Below are 21,916 nucleotides of genomic sequence, written 5' to 3'. Positions count from 1 at the left end.
GGCGGACTTTGAATCTATCGAATTTCTTTGCAATTCACACTAAGGGTGGCAATCCCAGCTCTTTAAGAAACGCATTATGTTTGTCTCGGGCCGCCTGAATGTTTTTCTCCAGTGTGACTAGATCATTATTCACGGCCTGTAAGTCAATCTCTGTTTCTATACTTGTCGTACTGATATAGCGGGATATATTAAGCTTGTAGCCGTTCTCCTTGATTTCCTCTATCGTAACCCGACGGGCATATCGGGACTCTTCCTTGCGAAACCGGTAAGTCTCGACGATCTTGGTGATTTGCTCATTCGTTAGCTGATTCTGCCGTTTGCCTTTAACGAAGTGCTCAGCCGCGTTGATAAAGAGCACGTCATCCGGTCGAATGCACTTCTTAAGAACGAGAATGCAAATCGGGATGCCGGAGGAGTAAAGCAGGTTTGAAGGTAGGCCAATCACCGCATCAATTCGGCCTTCCTTGAGCAGTTTGGTGCGAATTCCCTCCTCGGCACCGCTACGAAAGAGCACGCCATGTGGCAGAACGATGGCCATCACACCCTCGTCTTTTAAGAAATGAAGGCCGTGAAGCAGAAAGGCAAAGTCGGCAGACGACTTAGGTGCCACTCCATAGTTCTTAAAGCGTACGTCGTCGGCCAGAGCGTCGTTGGACTCCCAGCGGCAGCTGAAGGGCGGATTGGCGACGATGGCATCAAACATTGGTTTTTTTGCGGGATCTAACTCGCGCAGTATGGCCCACTCGTTAGTCAGGGTGTCGCCGTTATAGATCTCGAATTCGGTATCCTTTACACCGTGCATCAGCATATTCATGCGCGCTAGGTTGTAGGTAGTGAAGTTCTTTTCTTGGCCATAAATCTTGCCAATGCCATGCGGTCCCATGCGATTGCGCACGTTAAGCAGCAGCGAGCCGGAGCCGCAGGCAAAGTCCATTACACTTTCCAAGCTATGTTTGGGTCCAATTTTTGGGTCCTGGCTGTCGAGGATGACAATGGAGGAAAGGATGTCGGAAATTTGCCGGGGCGTATAAAATTCACCCCCCCTCTTGCCTGAGCCTTCGGCAAACTGCCCGATCAGGTATTCACATACATCGCCAAACGCATCCATCTCGGTGGAGAATTCAGTTAGGCCTTCTGCAATTTCATGGATGATGGTAGAGAGTTTAGTATTGCGATCGGCGTAAGTACGGCCGAGCTTGTCGGAACCTAGATTGATCTCGGAAAACAGCCCCTGGAATGTGCCCTCAAAAGATTCAGTCTCGATGTATTTGAAACCCGCCTGCAGTGTGTTGAGCAGATCCCCGTTTTGAGTGCGAGCCAAATTCGCGATGCTGCTCCACAAATACTGTGGGTGCATGATGTAATGGATCTTTCGACGCATAAGCTTTTCAAATTCGGTGATGTTATCCGGGTTGTTGCCGTACCAGAGCGCAAGCGGCACACAGCAGTCTTTACCTTCTACTTTAGGGTAATCGCTGCCCAGTACCTTCTTCGCTGCCCTTTCATAGTTATCTGACAGGTAACGCAGGAAAAGGAAGGACAGCATATAGTCGCGAAAATTGTCTGCGTTCATTACCCCGCGCAATTGGTCGGCGATATCCCAGAGGGTCTTGCCCAGCTTTATTTGGTTTTGGTCGATCATTGTTTATCAACTCCGGGGATGGAAACTACCGCGGATTCCTCGATAGCCGCTTCGACGCTGGCCTTAAATCGAACTATCAAGGAACATCTGACTGCTTTCCACTGATACAGCTCGCGATCATAGTGGTCGTGAAGATAGACGCTCGATTCAATCATGGTATAGGGGCGGGTATAAGCGACTTCGGAAACAGTGCCGTATTGAACGGGTGCTGGTTAATAAACGCGCCCAGAATTTCCCGGAACATCTTTTTCTCAGAGCGGCTTAGGGGCTGAGGCTCAAAAACAGAGTACTTTGAATGACTGCGGATATTTAAAAAGCGAACGTATAAATCTTTGTTGGGATTACCATCAAAACAAGTGGAGATGTGCTGTCGACCAAAAAAAATAGCTGTCTTCTCTAAAATGCCTCTAAGAGAATTGAAGTGGTATTGCGAGATTTCGCCTGACTTTGCTGCCGCCTGCAATTCCATTAATGATGCTACATGATTCAGGAACGGAGATTCTCCAGTGTCTTGGAGAGTATAAGTGTTGGACTTGTTAGGGCGGTTGAGGATGTAAGACTTCTTCTTGATGTCCTCAGTGCGGCCATTTAGCTCCTTCTTACCTTTAAGCTCGTTGAAAATAACGTTAAAAAATAATCCATGATGCGTGGATATGATGATTTTTATATTATTGCTGGCTTTTTTCAGAAGGCCGGAAAGTCCAGAGGCAACAGCAATTGTGTTGTGCTCATCAAGAGAGGATATTGGGTCATCAATATAAACAAATTTCACCCAATGATAAGGGTCGCCCGGTTCGGCTTCAGTAGCCAATTCGAGTATTGCGAGAAAGAAGCACCAAATAAAAATGTTTTCTTCGCCTCGTGATATTTTGATATCTTCCAAAACTTCACTTTTTCCAGAAATAATTTCCTCGCGGAAAAATCTAATCTCTGAATAATCATAGTCAATTGTGAAGTTGAAATCTGCGTGGCGATGTAAATGGGGGCGAATTCGATCTTCAATGCCCATACCGTCGAGCCCATTGAAAAACTGGGAGTGGGACTTAAATTTTATTCTTCTTTCTCTATCACCATCGAAGTCATTATCCCAGTCAAAAAGATCTTCAGTGAAGGCATTGAAATATAGCGTGTCCCGTTTCTCCTCTGCCTTTCCAATTTCTTTGAACTCCATGGATAGACGGGTTTTACCCACGCCGTTGTGGGCGAAAAGCAGCACAAAGTCACTTCCTTTGATTGGTGCGATCGCCTTTCGTGTGGTGGACTTCTTTCTTCCTCGGACTCCTGTCAGCTCCCTGCGTAACTTTCTGGCAAGCGACTTTAATGATCTGAAGTTGGGTGATGCTGGCTGTTTGCTCATGCATTCACCTCATTCGGAGATGGGAAAAGCAGTTGCATCAGCCCTTCCTTGTGCATTTTTATAGTTTCGAGTTTTTGAGTGTGCGAAATAATTAGGCTGTCGATGGATGTAAGGCAATCGGCTATGCGTCTTTGTTCGAGCAACGATGGAAGAGGGATACTCAGCGCGTGTAATTCTTTCAGAGATATCATTGGCTGGCCAATGCCGATAGAGATGCTTGCTGCATAACCCTTAATAAAGTATCGACAGAATTGAAGCGCGAAATCCACACAAAGCGAGTTGCTTATAGCTTCTAACTTGACTAATCGCTGACTTAGGATTGAGAGTGCATCATCTTTTCTAACTTTGGAAATCTTCAATTCGTCATTGCTCACTGGGCCGTATAGAGCAAGAACGATATCATTGTCTCGCAATACTAATTCAGAGTATTTATCAGCGTAGCTTTCAGGGAGATAGATTGTATTCTCGCTCCATTTTGTCGCGTCGTATCCGATGTTCTCAGCCTGCATTAATCGAATGCCCGTATTCGAGTACTCTGATGCTTTGAATCGCTTCCCTGAAGTTATTCTTAAAACATTTACCAGCAAATTCTCTTTCCACTCTCCGGCATTCCGAAATTCAGGTAAGCGTAGGCAGGGTTGGGTGTCACCTTTGCGAGGAAACAACTGCAGTATCAACCCTTTTTTATGGGTCTTGAGCGCGCTCACCTTAAGGGTTTGAGCGGCAATCAGCTCCTCCACCGACTCCAGACAATCGGCGATTTTTTGTTGTTCCGATTCGCGCGGGTGCCATACGCTAGTGGAGAGGAATTGACTAATTGAAATGTTAAATCTTCCCGCCCTTGCACCTCCATTTACGAGGCTGCTCACTTGAGCATTGTGCGCTCCTGATTCAAAATACCATTCCCAAAAAGCTGGGTTCTCTTCAGCATGGAAGCGGAAGCACTTGTAAATTGGGGCGACTACTCCATCTGAGTGCTTAGACAGTCGTTTGATAGTGCCGTAGGTAGATATCTTTGTGGCTCTGTCGTTATAGATAAAGTCATCACGGATAACTTTCAGATAACGCTCTGAGTTTTCGTTTGCTTCTTTACTTCCGAAAAGCTCACCTTTAAGCACTGTGCCCTGTTCAGCAGAGAGGCTCAGGGTACTGTTTTTTTCGTCAAGACTAGCTCTGTCTAAGACAGGGTCGGCAATCACCTTGAGTTGTATCTTTGTCCACTCCTTCGAATCCCTAAATTCAGGAAACCGTAGTTTGGGAGCCAGCGTTATTTGGGCGTTTTCCTTTCGGTTCGTTGCTTTCGGTTTACTCATACGCGCTGAGTCCTGAGATTTCGCGACCTTGTGCGAGTTTTGTGAGTCGAGGGGGCGATTCGTTCATCTGGCCCCCTTTTGCCTGGGGCGCTTTCAGCCAAGTCCTGTAGTAAAACATGACTACGGTGAATCTCCACGTACCAACTACAAAAGGGGGGGCGTTGCTTTGAATTGGCCCTGCTTTCCTAGAGGCCTTCAAGCCTCAAAGTGAGACCAGGCAGCGTGGATAGTGCTGTCCGCTTTTGGCCGATTTCGGCCCTTCATGACCCGCAGCTGTCGGCCCACAGCAGACCGCCTAATGGGCGTCCCCTATTTCTGACCAACCCTCAACATCCCGGCCTCAGCATTGGTTGAGCCCGGCACTGGGCGTAAGATGCCCCCATGACTACCCACAACCAACGCTTCTCCCTCGACCACCCGCGCCTGCTCGAATCTCTTCTTGCGACCGACAAACTGCTGATCATCCAGGACCTGGACGGCGTCTGCATGGGCCTGGTGCGCGACCCGCTGACCCGCACCATCGAGCACCGCTATGTGCAGGCCGCGGCGCGTCTGGCCGGGTGTTTCCAGGTACTGACTAACGGCGAACATATCGGCAGCCGCGGGGTAAACGGCATTGTCGACAAGGCCTTCGACGACCCCAACTATGCCCGTGAACAGGGCCTCTATCTGCCGGGGCTGGCCGCCGGTGGCGTGCAGTTGCAGGATCGCTTCGCCAGGGTCAGCCACCCGGGCGTCAGCGAGGCGGAGTTGGCTTTTCTGCAAGGCGTGCCGGACAAGGCCACACGCTTTCTCGCCGAACTACTGGCCGCCCCGCCCTACGCCCTCGCCGCAGCCGAGATCACCGCCCTGGTGGGTGCCAGCGTGCTGGACAACCTCGCCTCGCCAACCCTCAACCTCAATAGCCTCTACCAACGCTTCAGCGCCCAACCGGCGCACTACCGGCAATTGCAGCAAGCGGTCGCCGACTTTATGAGCGCCTTGCAACAGCAAGCCAGCCAGGCCGGCCTGGGGGACGCCTTCTTCGTCCACTACGCCCCCAATCTCGGGCAAGACGCCCAGGGCCGCGAACGGCTCAAGTACAGCGACGGTGGCGATGCCGGCAGCACCGACTTCCAGTTCATGCTCAGGGGCGCGGTCAAGGAAGTCGGCGTGCTGCTGATCCTCAACCACTATTACCAGCAACGCACCGGGCACTACCCGCTGGGCGAACACTTCAACGCCCGCCAGGCCCCGCGCGACCAGGACGCGCTACTGCAACTGGCCCGCGAGCATTTCGACCCGGCGCTGATGCCGCGCATCCTCGGCGTCGGCGACACCGTCACCTCCAACACCCGCACCCTAGACGGCCAACAGCAACAACTGCGCGGCGGCAGCGACCGCGGCTTTCTCAGCCTGGTGCAGCGACTCGGTGAAGCCTTCGACAGCAACAACACCCTGGCCTATATCGACAGCAGCAACGGCGAAGTCGCCCGCCCCGGCATCGATATCGCACACCTGCAACGCTGTGCAAACGACCCCAGCCTGCCACCCTGGCCAGCCTTCGCCGGCATCAGCGACAGCGCAGACCCGCTAAGGCTGGATGTGGTTTTTTCTGGCGGACATAGGCAATACGTGGAGTTTTTCTGTGCGTTGGCTGAGGGGTATATGGGGCGGTAGGGAGCTGGCGGCGATTGGTGGTGAAGCCCGAGGGTGATCGTGATCTGTTCCCGATTACGCAGTCCAGATCACGCACAAATTAAGAAACAATCGGGGGCAAAGCACGGCATTGATACTGACCGACAATAGCTGCCAGTCAATACCGACTACCCCGCTCCGACATAGGTAACCCATTTGTCGGAATCAAAGATCCCGCAGCATCAACCACTGCTCCTTGCCCCAGGCCTGAAAACACTCCTGCACCTGCCATCCACGTTTGGCGTAGTAGTCGTTGCGATCATGGGTGTGCAGGTACAGCCGTGTGGTGCCGTTGGCCTTTGCTGCAGCGCAGATGCCTTCTATCAGCTGTTCCGCGAGGCCTCGCTTCCTTGCCTGCGGGGCAATAAAGACGCAGGCGAGCCAGGGACTCAGCTCCGGGCGTTCGGGCAAGTCGTTGGCGGCGAGCGCAGCACCGCCCAGTAGCTGGTCATTCTCCAGGGCGATCAGGCATTGCCAGTCGCCGTTGCTCTGGCCCGCGGCGAATTCGCGTTGCCAGTCGGCCAATGGCTGCTCGATAAACTCGTAAGCAAACTGCTGATGCAGCCACTGCGCCAGGGTGTCGCTGTGTTGCATATGGTCGAGTAGCCAAACCAGGCGGGGCATGTGGGTTCTTCCTTGTTCATTTTTGATCAGTACGCGCATGTGGCCGGAAGGAGGGTATACGGTCAAGCGAAACGCGCGATTCCGATCAGTTGCACGTCAGGCCGGTGTGTTCTTCTACAAGCCCTTATCCGCACGCGGCCCACCCCCTCAACGGCCCTCACGGAATAGCGATAGGCACGATTTCCATCCGGCCCGAATCGCGGCTCAGTTGAAAGGCGCGCACCTGTGCGTTGCCATAGCCACGCGGGTCGGTGAATTGGTCGTACACCAGTACGATCAGATCCGGGTAGGGAAATACGCCTGGGTTGAAGTGCCCGACCGCCAGCAACTTGCTGGTCTCTCGCCGTACCAGCGGCGGCGCAAAAGTCACCAGTTTGCCCTCGTGGTACACCCGGTAGTAGGTCCTCGTACCGCCGGCCGGGTGCGGCTCGCTTACCTGGCGAATCGACCACCAGCTGCCCCGTTCATAAATCACCCGCTCGCTGATGCTACGGCTGCAGCCCGCGAGCCAGGCGATGGCCAGGGCAAGGAACAAACAATGGGTTTCATCACGGGCCTTGTGCTAAGCAGGTGGGTGAATGCCGCGCAAGCGGACAACCAAGGGTAGCGGCTCAACGAAAAACGAGACGGTATAAAGGCAGTGGGTTTATTTACAAAACAGATCGTTCTGACCCTGCCCTTCTCGCCCCATCACCTGCAATCAGCCACTCGATCAACTCGAACCCCACATCCCAGCGCAACGTCTCATGTGCCAGCACTGGTTCGGCGATGGCGCGGCCGATGGAGACTCGCCACCCCTAGAAAGCCGTGGCGTTTCAATGTCGACGGTTTAGCCCTTGCGCACGCCAGCCCGGAAACACCCCGGAGCGATGTCGAAGAACTCGCGGAAGCAGCGGCGGAAATGCGAGATGCTGACGAAGCCGCAGGCAACGGCAATATCGGCAAGGGATTTGTTGGTCTGCTGCAACAACTGACGCGCGCGAGTCAGGCGCAACTCCAGGTAGTAGCGCGAAGGCGTGGCGTTGACGTGACGGCAGAATTGGCGCTCGAGCTGACGCACGGAGAGCTCTACGCAGGCGGCGATCTCATCCACCTTGAGCGGCTCGTCGATATTGTTGTGCATCAGTTCCAGGGCCAGCTTCAGCGGCTGCGGCAAGGTCGGGTCGCGATCCACCGCCACCACCGACACGTCCATCACCTCCTGCAGCTTGTCGCAGCTAAGCACTTCTTCCACGGCTTGAACCAGGCTGTCACCGCAGTCGCGCTTGACCACCGCAAGCATCATGTCCAGGGAACTACTGGCACCGGCGCAGGCTATTCGCTCGCGATCCAACACAAAGGAATGCTTGGAAAGTCGCACCCTGGGAAACAGCTCAGTCATCATTGACCGACCATCGGGGTGAAAAGCACAGTCGTAGCCATCCAGCAGCCCGGCTTCAGCCAGAAAATACGCACCGTTCCACAGCCCACCGAGCATGGCCCCGGCATTGCCGGCCGAACGCAGCTTGGCCCTGAGCAGCGGGTGCGGCTGCAGCGGCACCCGCAAGCCACCGCAAACCACGATCAGCTGTTGCTGGCGCTCCTGCAACTCGGTCAGACGACAGTCCGCCGAAATGACGATCCCCAGGTCACTGACCACCACATCCTCGACACCGACCACCAGCACCTCGTACAACGGCAGCGCGCTCATCAGATTGGCCGTGACCAACGCATCCACGGCACCGGTAAAGGCCATCATCGAGAAGTTATCCAACAACACGAAGGCGACTCGGCGCTTGGCCATCACCGGCTCGTCACGCCGCACCCGCTCGAGGTGCAGCCGGTTCTTGTCCTTCAGGACACTTTCGAACGACGATCTCATCAGAGTGACACCTTGTACGGAGAGTGGTGAGCACAGCTTTTTAGCCGCTAAACAACATGGAAAATAACGCATCGCAACTGGCGCAGCCAGGCAGTTCGACTGCCGCATGTTCGATGCTCCGGTGCGGCCGCGAGTAACACCTCTCCCTGCCGAAGGTCGTAGCCGGTCAGCCCCTGCTGGGGCTGATAGCCGGCTGCGCGGCCCGCCTGAGCACCTCGGGGGCGGCCCAGGATGCGGGATACGGTGATGAGGGAAACGCTCGCCACCCCGGCCACATCGATCAGGGTCGGCACGGCAGTGGTGCGCACGTCGGGAGATTTTCTGCTCATGCCATCCCCTCGGAAGTCCAAGCCGCTTAGCCAGCGCCTGCACCTCGCAGAGCCGAGATACGTTGTCATACAACTTTAGTCGATAGTGGCGAACCCCACGTTTGTCGGCCAACAGTACCGGGCCTCGCGCGAGCCGCCCCGGCGCTTGCCAAACCGCCCTGAGAATGGCGTTACAGAGGCCTTTAACCCGAATAAAACCACACAACACAAGGGGTTTAGCCCCTGACAAATCGCGGTATCGAGCAGACGGATAACCGCAACTGGTTCCTCTTGCGCGTTGACATCTGCCCGCTGGCCTGATGATAATCGACACAAGTCATACGACAACAGATGACATACCCAATAACAACAAAGCAGAGCCCTGCCATGACCCCAACAGCCAATGCCCCAGCTCCCTTCAATCGTTTGCTGCTCACCGGTGCCGCTGGTGGTCTGGGCAAGGTGCTGCGGGAAAGCCTGCGGCCTTACGCCGCCATACTGCGGCTGTCCGATATCACCGAGATGGCTCCCGCCGCTGGCGCACACGAAGAAGTCCGGGTCTGCGACCTGGCCGACAAGGACGCGGTGCATCAGTTGGTCGCGGGCGTGGACGCGATCCTGCACTTCGGCGGCGTGTCGGTCGAGCGCTCGTTCGAGGAAATCCTCGGGGCCAATATCTGCGGCGTGTTCCATATCTATGAGGCGGCGCGCCGGCATGGGGTCAAGCGGGTGATCTTCGCCAGCTCCAACCATGTGATCGGCTTCTACAAGCAGAACGAATTTATCGACGCCAACGCGCCGCGCCGGCCGGACAGCTACTACGGCCTGTCCAAGTCCTACGGCGAAGACATGGCCAGCTTCTACTTCGACCGCTACGGCATCGAGACCGTGAGCATCCGCATCGGCTCCTCCTTCCCCGAGCCGCACAACCGCCGAATGATGAGCACCTGGCTGAGCTACAGCGACCTGACCCAGCTGCTCGAACGCGCCCTGTACACCCCCAAGGTGGGCCACACCGTGGTCTACGGCATGTCCGCCAACCGCAACGTCTGGTGGGACAACCACCTGGCCACGCACCTGGGCTACCAGCCCAAGGACAGCTCGGAGCCGTTCCGCAGCCAGGTCGAAGCCCAGCCCATGCCCGCCGCCGATGATCCGGCGATGGTCTACCAGGGCGGTGCCTTCGTCGCCGCCGGCCCCTTCGGCGACGCCTGAAACGCCCCTGCACTGCAGAACCACCAAGGGAAACCAGCTGCCATGCAAGCCGAACTGATTGTCGATGCACGCAATGCCACCGGCGAAAGCCCGGTGTGGAGCGCCGAGGAACAGGCCCTGTACTGGGTCGATATCCCGGCCGGCCTGCTGCAGCGCTGGAGCCCCGCGGATAATCGCACCCAGCAATGGACCGCCCCGGAAATGCTTGCCTGCATCGCCCGCCGCCGTGACGGCGGCTGGATCGCCGGCATGCAGAGCGGCCTGTTTCACCTGCAGCCAAACGCAGATGGCAGCCTGCTCAGCCACCTGCTGAGCGCCGCGACACACGCCCGCCCGGCTATGCGCTTTAACGATGGCCGCTGCGACCGTCAGGGCCGCTTCTGGGCCGGCAGCATGCTGCTCGACATGAGCGCCGCCGCGCCCGTCGGTGCCCTGTACCGCTACAACGGCGGGCAGAGCGAGCCACTCGCCGCGCAAATCGGCGAGCTTATCGTGCCCAACGGCCTGGCCTTCAGCCCAGACGGCAGAACAATGTACCTGTCCGACTCGCACCCTTCGGTACAGGCCATCTGGGCCTTCGATTACGACATCGACAGCGGCACGCCGCATAACCGCCGGCTGTTCGTCGACATGCGCCAGCACCCCGGCCGCCCCGATGGCGCGGCGGTGGACAGCGAAGGCGGCTACTGGATCTGTGGCAACGACGCCGGGCTGATCCACCGCTTCAGCCCCGACGGCCGCCTGGATCGCTCCCTCGCCGTACCGGTGCTGAAGCCGAGCATGTGCGCCTTCGGCGGGCGCAACCTGGACACCCTGTTCGTCACCTCGATCCGCCCGAGCGGCGACCTCAGTGACCAGCCATTGGCCGGCGGCGTGTTCGCCCTGCAGCCCGGCATCAAGGGCCTGGAGGAAACCTGCTTCAACAACTGAGCGGCGACTCGCGATGGGTCGCGCGCTCGGTTTTCGCAACGCTGCATATCCAACAACAACAAGACTGGAGCTTCACCATGAACTTCAAACGCAAGTTGCTTATCGCCGCCCTGCCCCTGGCCTTCTGCCTCTCCGGCCTGGCCCAGGCCGAGATGAAGCTGAAAGTCGCCGAGATCCACCCCGCCGGCTACCCGACCGTGGTCGCCCAGGAAAACATGGGCAAGAAAATCGAGGCCGCGACCAACGGCGAACTCAAGTTCACCATGTTTGCCGGGGGCGTACTGGGCTCCGAGAAGGAAGTGGTCGAGCAGGTGCAGATCGGTGCCGTGCAGATGACCCGGGTCAGTCTCGGCACGGTCGGCCCGGTGGTACCGGACGTCAACGTGTTCAATATGCCGTTTATCTTCCGCGACACCGCGCATATGCGCGCCATCATCGACGGCGAGATCGGTCAGGAAATCCTCGACAAGATCACCGACTCGGAATTCAACATGGTCGGCCTGGCCTGGATGGATGGCGGTGTGCGCAACCTCTACACCAAGAAGCCGGTGCGCAGCATCGAAGACCTCAAGGGCATGAAGATCCGCGTGATGGGCAACCCGCTGTTTATCGACACCCTCAACGCCATGGGGGCCAACGGCATCGCCATGGGCACCGGCGAGATCTTCAGCGCCCTGCAGACCGGCGTGGTCGACGGTGCGGAAAACAACCCGCCGACCATGCTCGAGCACAACCACTATAAGTCCGCCAAGTACTACAGCCTGACCGGCCACCTGATCCTGCCGGAACCGCTGATGATGTCCAAGACCACCTGGAACAAGCTCAGCCCAGAGCAACAGACGCTGGTGAAGAAGTACGCCAAGGAAGCGCAACTGGAAGAGCGCCAGCTGTGGGATGAGAAATCCGCCAGCAGCGAAGCCAAGCTCAAGGAAGCCGGTGTGGAATTTATCGAGATCGACAAGAAGCCGTTCTACGACGCCACCGCCCCGGTCCGTGAAAAGTACGGCGCGCCTTACGCCGCCCTGATCAAGCGTATCGAAGCGGTCCAGTAATCCGGTCTCTCTGAAGAACGTCGTGGCGGCGGGCGCGGGTCCGTCGCCACGGGCGTGGTGAAGTCTCATGAAAAACACGCTGCTGCGCGTCAACGACGCGATCTACCTGACCTGCATCTGGGTCGCCGGCCTGGCCATCACGGTCATGGCCCTGATCATCCCCTGGGGCATCTTCGCCCGCTACGTGCTGGGCAGCGGGGCCGGCTGGCCGGAGCCGGTGTCCATCATGCTGATGGTGCTGTTCACCTTCGTCGGTGCCGCGGCCAGCTATCGCGCCGGCGCGCATATGGCGGTGACCACCTTCACCGACCGCCTGCCAGACCACTGGCAGCCCTACATCAGCGTGCTGGTCCAGCTGCTCATGGCACTTATCTGCCTGTTCATGACCATCTGGGGCATCAAGCTGTGCATCGCCACCTGGAACCAATTCATGAGCACCCTGCCGACCCTGCGTGTGGGCGTCACCTACGCGCCCATTCCGATCGGCGGTTTCCTCAGCCTGATCTTTATCCTCGAACGCCTGTTTTTCGGCGACCAGAGCCATAGACGCGCGGTGAACTTCGAGCTGCTCGAAGACAGCAAGGAGGCCGTGTAAATGGACGCACTATTGCTCCTCGGCAGCTTTCTGCTGCTGATCCTGATCCGCGTGCCGGTGGCCTATTCCCTGGGCCTGTCGGCGCTGATCGGGGCCTGGTACATCGACATTCCCTTCCACGCCGTGATGATCCAGATCGCCGGCGGGGTGAACAAGTTTTCCCTGCTGGCCATTCCGTTCTTCGTCCTGGCTGGCGCGATCATGGCCGAAGGCGGCATGTCCCGCCGCCTGGTGGCCTTTGCCGGGGTGCTGGTGGGCTTCGTGCACGGCGGCCTGTCGCTGGTCAACATCATGGCTTCGACCTTCTTCGGCGCGATTTCCGGCTCGTCCCTGGCCGATACCGCCTCGGTCGGTTCGGTGCTGATCCCGGAAATGGAAAAGCGGGGCTACCCGCGCGAGTTCTCCACCGCGGTCACCGTCAGCGGCTCGGTGCAGGCGCTGCTGACCCCGCCCAGCCACAACTCGGTGCTCTACTCGCTGGCGGCGGGCGGCACCGTGTCGATCGCCTCGCTGTTTATCGCCGGGATCATGCCTGGGCTGCTGATGAGCGCCTGCCTGATGGGCCTGTGCCTGATCTTCGCCAGAAAGCGCAACTACCCCAAGGGCGAAGTGATTCCGCTGCGCCAGGCGCTGAAGATCTGCGCCGACGCGATCTGGGGCCTGATGACCATGGTGATCATCCTCGGCGGCATCCTCTCGGGCATCTTCACCGCCACCGAGTCGGCGGCCATCGCGGTGCTCTGGGCCTTCTTCGTCACCATGTTCATCTACCGCGACTACAAGTGGAGCGAACTGCCCAAGCTGCTGCACCGCACCGTGCGCACCCTGTCGATCGTGATGATCCTGATCGCCTTCGCCGCCAGCTTCGGCTACATCATGACCCTGATGCAGATCCCCTCGAAGATCACCACGCTGTTCCTGACCCTGTCGGATAACCGCTACGTGATCCTCATGTGCATCAACTTTATGCTGCTGGGCCTGGGTACCCTGATGGACATGGCCCCGCTGATCCTGATCATGACGCCGATCCTGCTGCCGGTGATCACCTCCATCGGTGTCGACCCGGTACACTTCGGCATGATCATGCTGGTCAACCTGGGTATCGGCCTGATTACCCCGCCGGTGGGGGCGGTGCTGTTCGTCGGCGCGGCCATCGGCAAGGTCAGCATCGAAAGCACCATCAAGGCGCTGCTGCCCTTCTATGCCGCGCTGTTCATGGTGCTGATCGCCGTGACCTATATTCCGGCCATCTCGCTGTGGCTGCCGAGCGTAGTTCTCTAGGCAATGCGTCACGATATTCTGGAGCCGCCGACCTGGCGGCTCCTTGCTTGTATAAGGACATCACCTCCGTCATGCCTGCCGCCACGCCCTTCCCCCGGCATATCGCCGCCCTGATCCTGGCCACCCTGGCCTGCTCCTTCGCCGGCAACCATATTGCCGCGCGGATCGCCTTCGACCATGACACCGGCCTGCTGCTGGCGATGCTCTGCCGTTCCGGGGTGACCCTGCTGGCGCTCGCCGCCCTGGTGCTGTGGCGCGGCGAATCGCTGCGAATGCGCCGCCAGACCTGGGGCTGGCAGCTGCTGCTCGGCCTGCTGATCGCGGTGCAGAGTTTCTGCATCTACTCGGCGGTGGCGCGGATTCCGGTGGCCCTGGCGCTGCTGGTGGTCAACCTCGCGCCCATTCTGCTGGCGCTGCTGACTTGGGCCCTGGGCGGGCCGCGGCCGACCCGCCGCGCGGCCTGGCTGATGGGGCTGATCCTGCTGGGCCTGGTGTTCGTGCTCGACCTGCCGCAGCAGCTGTCCGGCCCGGCCGAGATCGATCGACGCTGGATCGAAGGGGTAGTGTTCGGCCTGACCGGCGCGGCGGCATTTGCCTGCGCCCTGTGGATTACCGAACACCGGCTCAGCGGCATGCCGGGCGCGGTGCGCAGCATGCTGACCATGCTGGTGGTGTTCGCCGCCTCGGCCCTGGCTGGGGCCGGCGGCCTGTTGCCGGGCGGGATGGATCTGCCCAGCGCCACGGCCGGCTGGATCGCCCTGGGCTGCCTGGTGTTGCTGTATGGGGTGGCGTTTTCCGCGCTGTTTATCCTAGTCACCCGCCTGGATATCGCGCGCAACGCGCCGGTGATGAATATCGAACCGGTGGCCGGGCTGCTGTTCGGCTGGCTGATTCTCGGTCAGCTGCTCAATGGCCTGCAGATGTTCGGCGGGGTGCTGGTGGTCAGCGGCATCGTCCTGCTGGCTTACAAGCGCCGAGCCTAACAGGACCTACTTGAACCATCGGCCGCCATCAACCGTGCAGGGCCTGGGCTTCCGCCGCTTCATGGGCCTGACGCAAACGCTCGCGACTGTTGGTCAGGTGCAGGCGCATGGCGGCGCGGGCCGCATCGGAATCCTGGCGGGCGATGGCCTCGAAGATCTGCTCGTGCTCGCGGCTCAGGCGCGCCATGTAATGTTCCTGGTCGTCCTGGGCGATGCGCGCCGAATTCAGGCGGGTGCGCGGAATGATGCTGGTACCCAGGTGGCTCATGATGTCGGTGAAGTAGCGGTTGCCGGTGGCCTCGGCGATCAGCAGGTGGAACTGGAAGTCGGACGCCACCGCATCGCCGGAGTGGGTGACGTTCTGGCTCAAGGCATCCAGGGCCTCACGCATGGACGTCAGCTGCTCGGCACTGCGCCGTTGTGCAGCCAGCCCCGCCGACTCGACCTCGAGGCTGATACGCAACTCGAGAATCGCCAGCACATCGCGCAGGGTGACGATGGTCGCCGGATCGATGCGAAAACCGCTGGGGCTCGGCGTGTCCAGCACGAAGGTGCCGATGCCGTGGCGGGTTTCCACCAGGCCAGCTGCCTGCAAGCGCGACAAGGCCTCGCGCACCACGGTGCGGCTGACACCCTGCTCTTCCATGATCGCCGACTCGGTCGGCAACTTGTCGCCGCGCTTGATCACACCGTCGCGAATCCGCTGGGACAGCTCGGTGACCAATTCCTGGGCCAGGCTGCGATGCTTTCTGCGTACGCGCGGAGGGCTGTTCTGAGTGTCCATATCGGAGGTCTTTCTCGGCTGACGGCTAGGCTGCCATCATATCCCAGCAGTTGTACGATGACACCCCCGGTCACGCATCGGCCGTGTGCGGCAACGACATCAGCCACTTTCAAGGCAAGAACCCGATGACAGCGACACTCCTCAGCCTCGACGACGGCATCACCCGCCTGAGCCTGGCCCCCGAACTGGGCGGCAGCATCGCCAACTGGTCGGTCACCGCCACTGGCCAGGCGCTGCTGCGCCCCAGCGACCAGCAGGCCCTCGACGCCGCCACGCCACGGCGGCTGGGCTGCTACCCGCTGGTGCCCTGGTCCAATCGCATCGCCGGCGGCGGCTTTGCCGGCCCCGATGGCTGGTTCGATCTGGCCGCCAACAGCCCCAACGATCCCTTGCCGATCCACGGTAGTGCCTGGCAACAGCCCTGGCAGCTGAGCGCACAGAGCGCGACTGAGATCGTCCTGCAACTGGACAGCCGGCAGCCCTTTGCCTATCGCGCGGTACAGCGCTTTCGCCTGCACGACGGGCGGCTCGACATCGAGCTGCAGGTCACCCACCTGGACGAGCGCGCCGCCTGGCATGGTCTGGGCTGGCACCCCTATTTCCCGCGCAGCCCACACACCCGTCTGCGCGCCGCGGCAGAGCAATTCTGGCAGTGTGACCCCAGCCGCCTGTCCACAGCACTCGCGGCGCTGCCGGCCGACTGGGACTTCGCCGAGCCCCGGGAGCTGCCCGCCGAGCAGATCGACAACGCCTTCAGCGGCTGGAACGGCTACTGCGAGATCATCCAGGCCGATACCGGCTACCGTCTGCAGTGCCGCAGCCAGGGAGCCGATCACTTTATTCTCTACACTCCGGCCGGGCAGGACTTCTTCTGCTTCGAGCCCGTGACGCACCCGGTCAATGCCCACCACCTGCCCGGCCAGCCAGGCCTGCGGCTATTGCGCCAGGGACAATCCAGCCGCCTGTCCTTCAGCTTGCACTACCAGGCCTTGGCAACGCCCCTGTAACAGCGCTAATAATGGCGGGCAAAAAGCCATCTCGCGTTTGCCAGCCTTATTACTATAAAAACGCCTGCACGAACTTAGGGCAGCCAAGGAAAGAATCAGTGCTGATGCGCATGTCACTGTTCATATTCGCGCTGTTGCTGTGCGGCGGCCAGGCGGCCGCCAACGACTTGCACTTCGTCACCGAAGAGTTTCCGCCCTTCAGTTATTCGCGCGGCAATAACGCCAGCGGTGCATTGCCGGATGTAGTCAATCAGGTCTGCCGGAAGTTGAACTACCACTGCAGTATCGAAGTCTTACCATGGCGTAGAGCATTGCAGCTGGCGGAAGACGGCGAGGTCGACGGTATATTCAGCGTGATCCAGTCGCCCGCGCGCAGCCAGGCTTTTTTTATTACACCGATGCTGGTGACTTCCGGCTACGATTTCTACACCCGGCGCGGCAGCGATTTCACCTACCAGCGCCCCGAGGATCTGCGCGGTCGGCAGATTGGCGTATATGGTCCCTCGGGCACCTCGTTCGTGTTGAGCGAGACCCTCAAGGGGGTGGCCGATGTCGAGATCAGACTAGCAACCAATAACCAGCGCCTGATGTTGATGCTCAATGCCGGACGCTTTGGCCAGAACGGCCTGGTGCTGCTCAACCGTGATGTGGCACGGCATCTGGTGGACCACCATCAACTCTATGGCGTGCGCCCGGCGGGGCATCTGGCGGCCATTTCTTACGGCATCGGTTTTTCACGCAAGAAGGTCAGCGAAGTGCAGTTTCAGGCGTTCAATGCCGGGCTGACAACGCTGATAAAAGATGGGCAACTGACGGCCATTCTGCAGCGTTATGGCCTGCAGCCCGTTAATTAGGTGGGCTGGACATTTAATTCGGCTTCGCCATAATTACCTCGCTGATAAAAAGCCGCCTGTTCGAACCGCCTGACAATTGCGCCAAACAGTTGTTTGGCCTGGCAAATATACGTTCAACAGGCCTTGGTTAAACGCTTTGCAGCGCTAACCCATTACGCAACAGCCAACTGATTCACAGCATTGGACGATCCCCCGTCGGGGTTATATCGTGACCAATAACCTCCAGATAACCATGGGTAAACACGTGACGAAAGACGAACTGCGCGCCGAACTCGAGCGCCAGGCGCAGCGTTACAAGGAAGTATACGGCGGGGAAGTTGTTACCTACGCCGCTCAGCCGGACCCCGAACGCAAGCCTTGGCGCAAGAAAGCCAACCTGCTTGACCAGGCCTTCGAGAAAGAAATCGAGAAGATCGAAAAAGATCTACAGGCCAAAAGCGATCAGGCAGGCGACTGATCCAGCCCGGCTCGCGGCCTTAACAGGCCGTTGAAAAAACGTAGGCGAGGCAGGCAAGGCAAGGCAAGGCAAAAACGGCCGCTACGTAGCGCAGCGGAGTAACAGCCGTAGGCTGGCCCGCAGGGCGAGCGAAGCGAGTCAAAAGCGGAGTTTACGTGCTGTAAATGAGCATTTTGAGGCCGTTTTTAACGCAGTATTGCCAACACAGGTAGTTTTTCAACGGCCTGCTATCGTCCCTTGCCGCCAAGCAGGGACCCCAGCAAGCCACGCACCAGCTGCCGACCGATCTGATTGGCAGCCTGGCGCATCGTCGACTTCAGCACCTGGCCGGCCAGGCCGCCGAGCAGATCCCCCGCGGCACTGCCGATACCGGCGGCCTTGCCGGCTGCAACCGGTTTGTCCTGTGCCGCCTTCTCCCGGGCGGCCTGCTCGGCGCGGGCGCTGAGCAGCTCGTAGGCGGACTCGCGATCGATGGGCTTGTCATAACGCCCACCCAACGGCGACTGGCGAATCAGTGCGACCCGCTCGCTCTCGCTGAGCGGGCCGATGCGCGACTGCGGCGGGGCGATGGCCACCCGCTGGACCATGGCCGGCGTGCCCTTGTCTTCCAGCGTGCCGACCAGGGCCTCGCCGATCCCCAGCTCGGTCAGCGTTGCCAGGGTATCGATCGCGGGGTTGGGGCGAAAACCCTCGGCCACCGCACGCAGGGACTTCTGCTCCTTAGCGGTAAAGGCGCGCAGGCCATGCTGGATGCGCAGGCCGAGCTGAGCCAGCACCTCATCGGGCAGATCGCTGGGCGACTGGGTGACGAAATACACCCCGACGCCTTTCGAACGAATCAGCCGCACCACCTGCTCCAGGCGGTCCTGCAGGGCTTTCGGGGTGTCGGCGAACAGCAGATGAGCCTCATCGAAGAACAGCACCAGCAGCGGCTTGTCGGCATCGCCGCGCTCCGGCAACTGCTCGAACAGTTCGGCCAGCAGCCACAACAGGAAGGTCGCGTAGACCTTGGGGGCTTCGTGCACCAGGCGGCTGGCATCGAGCAGATGAATCCGCCCGCGGCCGTCGCGATCCGGGTGCAGCAGGTCTTCCAGCTGCAATGCCGGTTCGCCGAACAGGGCCTCGCCCCCCTGCTGTTCCAACCCCGCCAGCTTGCGCAGCAGGGCCTGGGAAGAGGTGGAAGTAAACAGCGCACTGTCCTCGCCCAGCACCTCGGGGTGGCTCTTCAGGTGGGCCAGCAGGGCCTTGAGGTCTTTCAGGTCGAGCAGCAGCAGGCCTTCGCGATCGGCCACCTTGAACGCGGCATAGAGGGCCGCCTGCTGGCTGTCGGTCAGCTCCAGCAATGCGCCGATCAGCAGGGGGCCCATCTCGCTCAGGGTGGTGCGTAATGGATGGCCGCTCTGGCCATGCACATCCCACAGGCTCAGCGGGTAGGCCGTCGGCCGATGGCCGAGCCAGGGCATGCTGGCAATCCGCTCGGCCACCTTGCCCTGGGGGCTGCCGGCTGCGCCCAGGCCGCACAGATCGCCCTTCACATCGGCGGCGAATACCGCCACGCCGGCGTCACTGAACCCCTCGATCAACCGTTGCAGGGTCACCGTCTTGCCCGTGCCGGTGGCTCCCGCGATCAGGCCATGCCGATTGGCCAGGCGCAACGACTGGCTGATCGGCTGCCCGTCGACGCCGGCACCCAGCACAAACTGATTAATTTCGGCCATATTGCCATCCTCTCGGTTAAAGCTTTACTGCTGGTATGCCGACACAGTTCCCAACGCCGCATCCTGGCGCAGCGACTGCCTTACATCAGCCAAAGACTGATGCCTGACCTCACCGGACGCAAGAAGCCATGACCAATAACCTGAAATTCAGCCACAAAATTCTACTCGCGGCCTCCCTGGTGGTGCTCTGCGCTTTTGCCCTGTTCACCCTGTACAACGACTACCTGCAACGCAATGCCATCCGCGCCAATCTGGAAAGCTACCTGCATGAGATGGGCAATGTCACCGCCGGCACCATCCAGAACTGGTTGTCGGGGCGCATTCTGCTGGTCGAGAGTACCGCCCAATCGATTGCCCGCGACGCCTCGACCGACAGCCTGACCGGCCTGCTCGAACAGAAAGCCCTGACCTCGACCTTTGCCTTCACCTACCTGGGTAGTGCCGAGGGTGCCTTCACCATGCGTCCGGACGAGAAGATGCCGGCGGACTACGACCCGCGCGTGCGGCCCTGGTACAAGGACGCCATGGCCGCCGGCGGCACCACCCTGACCGAACCCTATGTGGATGCCGCCACCAGCGCGCTGATCATCACCATCGCCACACCCGCCAAGGCGGCGGGCGTGGTCGGCGGCGACCTGAGCCTCAACACCCTGGTCGAGATCATCAATTCCCTAGACTTCAACGGCATCGGCTATGCCTTCCTGGTCAGCGCCGACGGCAAGATTCTGGTGCACCCGGACAAGAGCCTGGTGATGAAGAACCTCGGCGAGGTCTTCCCGCAGAACACCCCGCGCATCGGCAGCGATTTCAGCGAAACCCAGGTCAACGGCGAGACCCGCATCCTGACCTTTGCCCCGGTCAAGGGCCTGCCTTCGGTCAACTGGTATGTCGGCCTGTCCGTGGACAAGACCAAAGCCTATGCGATGCTCAGCGAATTCCGCGCCTCGGCGATCATCGCCACCCTGATTGCCGTGGTGCTGATCATCCTGCTGCTGAGCATGCTGATCCGGGTGCTGATGCAGCCCCTGCTGGTGATGGGCAAGGCCATGGAGGACATCGCCCAGGGTGAAGGCGATCTGACCAAACGCCTGCATATCCAGTCCAATGACGAGTTCGGCCGCCTGGCCACCGCCTTCAACCGTTTCGTCGAGCGTATCCACAGCTCGATTCGGGAAGTCTCCTCGGCCACCAGCCAGGTCAACGAAGTGGCCAAGCTGGTGGTCAACGCCTCCAACTCCTCGATGATCAACTCCGACGAGCAGGCCAGCCGCACCAACAGCGTGGCCGCCGCGATCAATGAATTGGGCGCGGCCGCCCAGGAAATCGCGCGCAATGCCGCCGACGCCTCGACCCAGGCCTCGGATGCCCGCGGCCTGGCCGAAGACGGCCGCCAGGTGGTGGAAAAGACCATCGTCGCGATGAACGAGCTGTCGGCCAAGATCAGCGCCTCCTGCAGCAATATCGAGACCCTGAACGGCAAGACGGTGAATATCGGGCAGATTCTCGAGGTGATCAAAAGCATCTCCCAGCAGACCAACCTGCTCGCCCTCAACGCCGCCATCGAAGCCGCCCGCGCGGGCGAAGCCGGCCGCGGCTTTGCCGTGGTTGCCGACGAGGTACGCAACCTGGCCCACCGCACCCAGGAGTCGGCGCAGGAAATCGAGAAGATGATCGAAGAACTGCAGGTCGGCTCCCGCGAGTCGGTCACCACCATGACCGAGAGCCAGCGCTACAGCGAGGAGAGCGTGGTGATCGCCAACCAGGCCGGCGAACGTCTGGGCAGCGTCACCGCGCGCATCGGTGAGATCGACGGCATGAACCAGTCGGTGGCCACCGCCACCGAAGAACAGACCTCGGTGATCGAATCGCTCAACGTCGACATCACCGAGATCAACACCCTCAACCAGGAGGGCGTGGAGAACCTCAACGCCACCCTGCGCGCCTGTGGCGACCTGGAACAGCAGGCTTCCAGGCTCAAGCAGCTGGTCGACAGCTTCCGCATTTAAACCCGCGCCATGCAAACGGGGCACTCCATGAGTGCCCCGTTGTCATTTCGGCGTGTCGCGCTCGGCCGCCTGTTTATCCCGTTGCAGCTGCCGCCACAACTCGGCGGCCTCGGCAAACTCGGTACCATCCTCGGGGCCCAGGGCCTGCGGATCGTACCGCTGGGTACAACCCTCGCCCACCACGGGCGGGGCTTTGGCGGTGGCTCGCGCCAGCGGATCGTTCATCGCATCGCCTGTTCAAGGTGCGGCGTT

21 protein-coding genes are annotated in these 21,916 nt (G+C 59.7%); 11 read left to right on the top strand and 10 right to left on the bottom strand.

Features of this window, described 5'->3' with window-relative positions; all coding sequences use genetic code 11:
* Positions 1-34 precede the first annotated feature (34 nt).
* The 3 genes from AACY13_RS04195 to AACY13_RS04185 form a co-directional block, all read right to left on the bottom strand.
* Positions 35-1,642 (bottom strand): type I restriction-modification system subunit M, encoded by a 1,608-nt coding sequence (locus AACY13_RS04195; RefSeq protein WP_339459509.1) that lies wholly within the window; start codon positions 1,640-1,642, stop codon positions 35-37.
* 151 nt (positions 1,643-1,793) lie between these two features.
* Positions 1,794-2,999 carry an AAA family ATPase gene (locus AACY13_RS04190; RefSeq protein ID WP_339459508.1) on the bottom strand — a complete coding sequence of 402 codons (1,206 nt, stop codon included), beginning with the start codon at positions 2,997-2,999 and terminating at the stop codon, positions 1,794-1,796.
* The gene (locus tag AACY13_RS04185) at positions 2,996-4,312 is read right to left on the bottom strand and encodes a restriction endonuclease subunit S (RefSeq protein WP_339459506.1); all 1,317 of its coding nucleotides are present in this window, start codon (positions 4,310-4,312) and stop codon (positions 2,996-2,998) included. The genes AACY13_RS04190 and AACY13_RS04185 overlap by 4 nt, the downstream gene beginning before the upstream one ends.
* A 381-nt stretch (positions 4,313-4,693) precedes the next feature.
* Here AACY13_RS04185 and stpA point away from each other — a divergent pair, with 381 nt between their 5' ends.
* Entirely contained in the window at positions 4,694-5,971 is a 1,278-nt protein-coding gene (stpA, locus tag AACY13_RS04180; RefSeq protein WP_339459505.1) for a glucosylglycerol 3-phosphatase, read from the top strand.
* 183 nt (positions 5,972-6,154) lie between these two features.
* Here stpA and AACY13_RS04175 read toward each other — a convergent pair whose 3' ends face one another.
* The 4 genes from AACY13_RS04175 to AACY13_RS04160 form a co-directional block, all read right to left on the bottom strand.
* Positions 6,155-6,613, bottom strand: a complete 459-nt coding sequence (locus AACY13_RS04175) for a GNAT family N-acetyltransferase (protein ID WP_339459504.1) — start codon at positions 6,611-6,613, stop codon at positions 6,155-6,157.
* A gap of 157 nt (positions 6,614-6,770) precedes the next feature.
* Positions 6,771-7,148, bottom strand: coding sequence for a hypothetical protein (locus tag AACY13_RS04170; RefSeq protein ID WP_339459503.1), 378 nt, complete (start codon positions 7,146-7,148; stop codon positions 6,771-6,773).
* A gap of 294 nt (positions 7,149-7,442) precedes the next feature.
* Complete coding sequence (locus tag AACY13_RS04165) at positions 7,443-8,474, bottom strand: GlxA family transcriptional regulator (RefSeq protein WP_339459502.1); 1,032 nt, start codon at positions 8,472-8,474, stop codon at positions 7,443-7,445.
* Positions 8,475-8,521: 47 nt separating this feature from the next.
* A complete protein-coding gene (locus AACY13_RS04160) occupies positions 8,522-8,803 on the bottom strand; it encodes a hypothetical protein (protein WP_339459500.1) in 282 nt (93 codons plus the stop codon).
* Positions 8,804-9,169: 366 nt separating this feature from the next.
* Between AACY13_RS04160 and AACY13_RS04155 the strand changes: the two genes are divergently transcribed.
* From AACY13_RS04155 to AACY13_RS04130, 6 genes are all read left to right on the top strand, one after another.
* Positions 9,170-9,997, top strand: coding sequence for an NAD-dependent epimerase/dehydratase family protein (locus AACY13_RS04155; protein ID WP_339459499.1), 828 nt, complete (start codon positions 9,170-9,172; stop codon positions 9,995-9,997).
* A gap of 42 nt (positions 9,998-10,039) precedes the next feature.
* Positions 10,040-10,927 (top strand): SMP-30/gluconolactonase/LRE family protein, encoded by an 888-nt coding sequence (locus AACY13_RS04150; RefSeq protein ID WP_339459498.1) that lies wholly within the window; start codon positions 10,040-10,042, stop codon positions 10,925-10,927.
* Positions 10,928-11,004: 77 nt separating this feature from the next.
* Positions 11,005-11,979, top strand: a complete 975-nt coding sequence (locus tag AACY13_RS04145) for a TRAP transporter substrate-binding protein (RefSeq protein WP_339459497.1) — start codon at positions 11,005-11,007, stop codon at positions 11,977-11,979.
* 67 nt (positions 11,980-12,046) lie between these two features.
* Positions 12,047-12,574: a TRAP transporter small permease gene (locus AACY13_RS04140; protein WP_339459495.1), complete on the top strand. Its 528-nt coding sequence runs from the start codon at positions 12,047-12,049 to the stop codon at positions 12,572-12,574.
* Complete coding sequence (locus tag AACY13_RS04135) at positions 12,575-13,855, top strand: TRAP transporter large permease (protein WP_339459494.1); 1,281 nt, start codon at positions 12,575-12,577, stop codon at positions 13,853-13,855.
* A 71-nt stretch (positions 13,856-13,926) separates the two neighbouring features.
* A complete protein-coding gene (locus tag AACY13_RS04130) occupies positions 13,927-14,838 on the top strand; it encodes an EamA family transporter (RefSeq protein WP_339459492.1) in 912 nt (303 codons plus the stop codon).
* A 28-nt stretch (positions 14,839-14,866) separates the two neighbouring features.
* Here AACY13_RS04130 and AACY13_RS04125 read toward each other — a convergent pair whose 3' ends face one another.
* Positions 14,867-15,622, bottom strand: a complete 756-nt coding sequence (locus tag AACY13_RS04125) for a FadR/GntR family transcriptional regulator (RefSeq protein WP_339459491.1) — start codon at positions 15,620-15,622, stop codon at positions 14,867-14,869.
* A gap of 125 nt (positions 15,623-15,747) precedes the next feature.
* Here AACY13_RS04125 and AACY13_RS04120 point away from each other — a divergent pair, with 125 nt between their 5' ends.
* From AACY13_RS04120 to AACY13_RS04110, 3 genes are all read left to right on the top strand, one after another.
* A complete protein-coding gene (locus AACY13_RS04120) occupies positions 15,748-16,629 on the top strand; it encodes an aldose 1-epimerase (protein WP_339459490.1) in 882 nt (293 codons plus the stop codon).
* Positions 16,630-16,733: 104 nt separating this feature from the next.
* On the top strand, positions 16,734-17,483 hold the full coding sequence (locus AACY13_RS04115; protein WP_339459488.1) for a substrate-binding periplasmic protein: 750 nt from the start codon (positions 16,734-16,736) through the stop codon (positions 17,481-17,483).
* 244 nt (positions 17,484-17,727) lie between these two features.
* On the top strand, positions 17,728-17,940 hold the full coding sequence (locus AACY13_RS04110; protein ID WP_339460008.1) for a hypothetical protein: 213 nt from the start codon (positions 17,728-17,730) through the stop codon (positions 17,938-17,940).
* A gap of 227 nt (positions 17,941-18,167) precedes the next feature.
* Here AACY13_RS04110 and AACY13_RS04105 read toward each other — a convergent pair whose 3' ends face one another.
* Entirely contained in the window at positions 18,168-19,658 is a 1,491-nt protein-coding gene (locus AACY13_RS04105; RefSeq protein WP_339459487.1) for a helicase HerA-like domain-containing protein, read from the bottom strand.
* Between the two features lie 128 nt (positions 19,659-19,786).
* On the opposite strand from AACY13_RS04105, the gene AACY13_RS04100 reads away from it, so the two are divergent.
* Positions 19,787-21,664 carry a methyl-accepting chemotaxis protein gene (locus AACY13_RS04100; RefSeq protein ID WP_339459486.1) on the top strand — a complete coding sequence of 626 codons (1,878 nt, stop codon included), beginning with the start codon at positions 19,787-19,789 and terminating at the stop codon, positions 21,662-21,664.
* 42 nt (positions 21,665-21,706) lie between these two features.
* On the opposite strand, the gene AACY13_RS04095 is transcribed toward AACY13_RS04100, so the two are convergent.
* Complete coding sequence (locus tag AACY13_RS04095; protein ID WP_339459484.1) at positions 21,707-21,889, bottom strand: hypothetical protein; 183 nt, start codon at positions 21,887-21,889, stop codon at positions 21,707-21,709.
* Positions 21,890-21,916 lie beyond the last annotated feature (27 nt).

Source organism: Pseudomonas sp. EA_105y_Pfl2_R69, assembly GCF_963970915.1.
Classification (GTDB): domain Bacteria; phylum Pseudomonadota; class Gammaproteobacteria; order Pseudomonadales; family Pseudomonadaceae; genus Aquipseudomonas.
Note: the sequence above shows the minus strand (reverse complement) of the source record. Positions and strands in the feature narration are given on the sequence as shown.

Excerpts from the sequence above, each read along its gene's own strand:
- AACY13_RS04195 (WP_339459509.1), bottom strand. The coding sequence starts at position 1,642 with ATGATCGACCAAAACCAAATAAAGCTGGGCAAGACCCTCTGGGATATC.
- AACY13_RS04190 (WP_339459508.1), bottom strand. The coding sequence starts at position 2,999 with ATGAGCAAACAGCCAGCATCACCCAACTTCAGATCATTAAAGTCGCTT.
- AACY13_RS04185 (WP_339459506.1), bottom strand. The coding sequence starts at position 4,312 with ATGAGTAAACCGAAAGCAACGAACCGAAAGGAAAACGCCCAAATAACG.
- stpA (WP_339459505.1), top strand. The coding sequence starts at position 4,694 with ATGACTACCCACAACCAACGCTTCTCCCTCGACCACCCGCGCCTGCTC.
- AACY13_RS04175 (WP_339459504.1), bottom strand. The coding sequence starts at position 6,613 with ATGCCCCGCCTGGTTTGGCTACTCGACCATATGCAACACAGCGACACC.
- AACY13_RS04165 (WP_339459502.1), bottom strand. The coding sequence starts at position 8,474 with ATGAGATCGTCGTTCGAAAGTGTCCTGAAGGACAAGAACCGGCTGCAC.
- AACY13_RS04160 (WP_339459500.1), bottom strand. The coding sequence starts at position 8,803 with ATGAGCAGAAAATCTCCCGACGTGCGCACCACTGCCGTGCCGACCCTG.
- AACY13_RS04155 (WP_339459499.1), top strand. The coding sequence starts at position 9,170 with ATGACCCCAACAGCCAATGCCCCAGCTCCCTTCAATCGTTTGCTGCTC.
- AACY13_RS04150 (WP_339459498.1), top strand. The coding sequence starts at position 10,040 with ATGCAAGCCGAACTGATTGTCGATGCACGCAATGCCACCGGCGAAAGC.
- AACY13_RS04145 (WP_339459497.1), top strand. The coding sequence starts at position 11,005 with ATGAACTTCAAACGCAAGTTGCTTATCGCCGCCCTGCCCCTGGCCTTC.
- AACY13_RS04140 (WP_339459495.1), top strand. The coding sequence starts at position 12,047 with ATGAAAAACACGCTGCTGCGCGTCAACGACGCGATCTACCTGACCTGC.
- AACY13_RS04135 (WP_339459494.1), top strand. The coding sequence starts at position 12,575 with ATGGACGCACTATTGCTCCTCGGCAGCTTTCTGCTGCTGATCCTGATC.
- AACY13_RS04130 (WP_339459492.1), top strand. The coding sequence starts at position 13,927 with ATGCCTGCCGCCACGCCCTTCCCCCGGCATATCGCCGCCCTGATCCTG.
- AACY13_RS04125 (WP_339459491.1), bottom strand. The coding sequence starts at position 15,622 with ATGGACACTCAGAACAGCCCTCCGCGCGTACGCAGAAAGCATCGCAGC.
- AACY13_RS04120 (WP_339459490.1), top strand. The coding sequence starts at position 15,748 with ATGACAGCGACACTCCTCAGCCTCGACGACGGCATCACCCGCCTGAGC.
- AACY13_RS04115 (WP_339459488.1), top strand. The coding sequence starts at position 16,734 with ATGCGCATGTCACTGTTCATATTCGCGCTGTTGCTGTGCGGCGGCCAG.
- AACY13_RS04105 (WP_339459487.1), bottom strand. The coding sequence starts at position 19,658 with ATGGCCGAAATTAATCAGTTTGTGCTGGGTGCCGGCGTCGACGGGCAG.
- AACY13_RS04100 (WP_339459486.1), top strand. The coding sequence starts at position 19,787 with ATGACCAATAACCTGAAATTCAGCCACAAAATTCTACTCGCGGCCTCC.
- AACY13_RS04095 (WP_339459484.1), bottom strand. The coding sequence starts at position 21,889 with ATGAACGATCCGCTGGCGCGAGCCACCGCCAAAGCCCCGCCCGTGGTG.